Source organism: Actinomyces sp. MRS3W (assembly GCF_032465695.1).
In the GTDB taxonomy this organism is placed as follows: domain Bacteria; phylum Actinomycetota; class Actinomycetes; order Actinomycetales; family Actinomycetaceae; genus Actinomyces.
Genome location: NZ_JAWDJJ010000014.1, coordinates 1 through 2664, shown reverse-complemented (window position 1 = coordinate 2664; position 2664 = coordinate 1). Strand labels below are relative to the sequence as shown.

The window sequence follows — 2664 nt, the reverse complement described above, 5'->3', positions numbered from 1 at the left end:
GTGCGGTGCACCGACCCGGAGGTCAGCGCCGCTATGGTCGCCGAGATCGACGCCGCCAAGCGGGCGGGAGACACGCTCGGTGGCGTCGTCGAGGTCATTGCTACCGGTGTGCCCATCGGTCTGGGCACGCACGTGCAGGCGGACCGGCGGCTGGATGCCCGGCTCGCTGGCGCCATCATGGGCATTCAGGCGGTCAAAGGCGTGGAGATCGGGGATGGCTTCGCCGAGGCCGCCCGCCGTGGCTCCGCCGCCCACGATGAGATTCTCGCCCTGCATCACGGTGCGGTGGAACGCGCCAGCAACCGCGCCGGCGGCATCGAGGGCGGCATGAGCAACGGCGCCGACCTGCGCGTGCGTGCCGCCTACAAGCCCATTTCCACCGTGCCGCGCGCCCTGCGCACCGTCGACATGGCTACGGGCGAGGCGGCCACCGGACTGCATCAGCGCTCCGATACCACCGCCGTCGTCCCGGGCGCGGTCATCGCCGAGGCGATGGTGGCGCTGGTCCTTGCCGACGCCCTCCTGGAGAAGACCGGCGGTGACTCGGTGGGCGAGGCGCGGCGCAACCTCGAGGGCTATCTGGCCCGCATTGCCGAACGCACCCGTTGGTGACCGCCGCCGCGGCATCATCCACCCACGTCGAAGGAGCCGAAGTCCCATGAGTTCCCACCACGGCCGGATCGGCCATCTGGGCGGACCAGACGCCGTCGTCGACCCGGCGCTGCTGCCGATTGTGCTGGTTGGTCTGCCCGGCTCCGGAAAGACCACGGTCGCCAGGCTCCTGGCCACTGCGCTGGGCGTGCAGGTAACCGACACCGACGCGGAGATTCGCCGTCGTGCCCGCATGACCATCCCGGAGATTTTCGCCGCCGAGGGCGAGGCCGGCTTCCGGGACCGTGAGACCCGGGCGCTGCGCGCCGTGCTCACCGGCCCGGCCGCCACCAAGGGCGTGGTGGCGCTCGGCGGCGGCGCCGTGCTACGGGACGAGAACCGTCGGCTGTTGCGTGATCTCACCGTCGTCTACCTCATCGCCTCACCGGCCACCGCGGCCGGGCATGTCGGCGACGGGAGCGGACGTCCACTCATGAATCCGGCCGCCCCCACCGCCGACTCCGATGCCGCCGGACACAACGCAGGCGCGGATGTGCTGGCTCGCATGCAGGCCCTCCACCACGAGCGCGCCGACCTGTACCAGCAGGTGGCCAGTTTCTCCGTCCCCACCGACGGGCTCACCCCCGAGCAGGTTGCGGCGCTCGTGCTGGTCTCCCTGGGGGTCACCCCCTCCCGCACCGCCGCCGCGCTCGCCCCAACTCTTGGCGACGCCGAGCGGGCGCCCGCTCGGCGTCGCCAAGAGTTGGGGCGAGCGCGGCGGCGGTGCGGGAGGGGGTGACCCCCAGGGAGACCAGCACGAGCGCCGCAACCTGCTCGGGGGTGAGCCCGTCGGTGGGGACGGAGAAACTGGCCACCTGCTGGTACAGGTCGGCGCGCTCGTGGTGGAGGGCCTGCATGCGAGCCAGCACATCCGCGCCTGCGTTGTGTCCGGCGGCATCGGAGTCGGCGGTGGGGGCGGCCGGATTCATGAGTGGACGTCCGCTCCCGTCGCCGACATGCCCGGCCGCGGTGGCCGGTGAGGCGATGAGGTAGACGACGGTGAGATCACGCAACAGCCGACGGTTCTCGTCCCGTAGCACGGCGCCGCCGCCGAGCGCCACCACGCCCTTGGTGGCGGCCGGGCCGGTGAGCACGGCGCGCAGCGCCCGGGTCTCACGGTCCCGGAAGCCGGCCTCGCCCTCGGCGGCGAAAATCTCCGGGATGGTCATGCGGGCACGACGGCGAATCTCCGCGTCGGTGTCGGTTACCTGCACGCCCAGCGCAGTGGCCAGGAGCCTGGCGACCGTGGTCTTTCCGGAGCCGGGCAGACCAACCAGCACAATCGGCAGCAGCGCCGGGTCGACGACGGCGTCTGGTCCGCCCAGATGGCCGATCCGGCCGTGGTGGGAACTCATGGGACTTCGGCTCCTTCGACGTGGGTGGATGATGCCGCGGCGGCGGTCACCAACGGGTGCGTTCGGCAATGCGGGCCAGATAGCCCTCGAGGTTGCGCCGCGCCTCGCCCACCGAGTCACCGCCGGTCTTCTCCAGGAGGGCGTCGGCAAGGACCAGCGCCACCATCGCCTCGGCGATGACCGCGCCCGGGACGACGGCGGTGGTATCGGAGCGCTGATGCAGTCCGGTGGCCGCCTCGCCCGTAGCCATGTCGACGGTGCGCAGGGCGCGCGGCACGGTGGAAATGGGCTTGTAGGCGGCACGCACGCGCAGGTCGGCGCCGTTGCTCATGCCGCCCTCGATGCCGCCGGCGCGGTTGCTGGCGCGTTCCACCGCACCGTGATGCAGGGCGAGAATCTCATCGTGGGCGGCGGAGCCACGGCGGGCGGCCTCGGCGAAGCCATCCCCGATCTCCACGCCTTTGACCGCCTGAATGCCCATGATGGCGCCAGCGAGCCGGGCATCCAGCCGCCGGTCCGCCTGCACGTGCGTGCCCAGACCGATGGGCACACCGGTAGCAATGACCTCGACGACGCCACCGAGCGTGTCTCCCGCCCGCTTGGCGGCGTCGATCTCGGCGACCATAGCGGCGCTGACCTCCGGGTCGGTGCACCGCAC

General features: G+C 72.0%; 4 protein-coding genes. 2 read left to right on the top strand and 2 right to left on the bottom strand.

The features are described 5' to 3' along the window. Both RWX45_RS00270 and RWX45_RS00275 read left to right on the top strand, forming a co-directional pair. Positions 1-612: chorismate synthase (locus RWX45_RS00270; RefSeq protein WP_316021797.1), on the top strand; the 612-nt coding region annotated here is incomplete at its 5' end. 46 nt (positions 613-658) lie between these two features. After that, positions 659-1390 carry a shikimate kinase gene (locus RWX45_RS00275; protein ID WP_410050656.1) on the top strand — a complete coding sequence of 244 codons (732 nt, stop codon included), beginning with the start codon at positions 659-661 and terminating at the stop codon, positions 1388-1390. On the opposite strand, the gene RWX45_RS00280 is transcribed toward RWX45_RS00275, so the two are convergent. Both RWX45_RS00280 and RWX45_RS00285 read right to left on the bottom strand, forming a co-directional pair. Further along, complete coding sequence (locus RWX45_RS00280) at positions 1275-2006, bottom strand: shikimate kinase (protein ID WP_410050656.1); 732 nt, start codon at positions 2004-2006, stop codon at positions 1275-1277. The two genes, RWX45_RS00275 and RWX45_RS00280, sit on opposite strands and share 116 nt — an antisense overlap. A gap of 46 nt (positions 2007-2052) precedes the next feature. Continuing rightward, positions 2053-2664 (bottom strand): chorismate synthase (locus RWX45_RS00285; protein WP_316021797.1); only part of this gene is annotated, 612 nt, incomplete at its 5' end.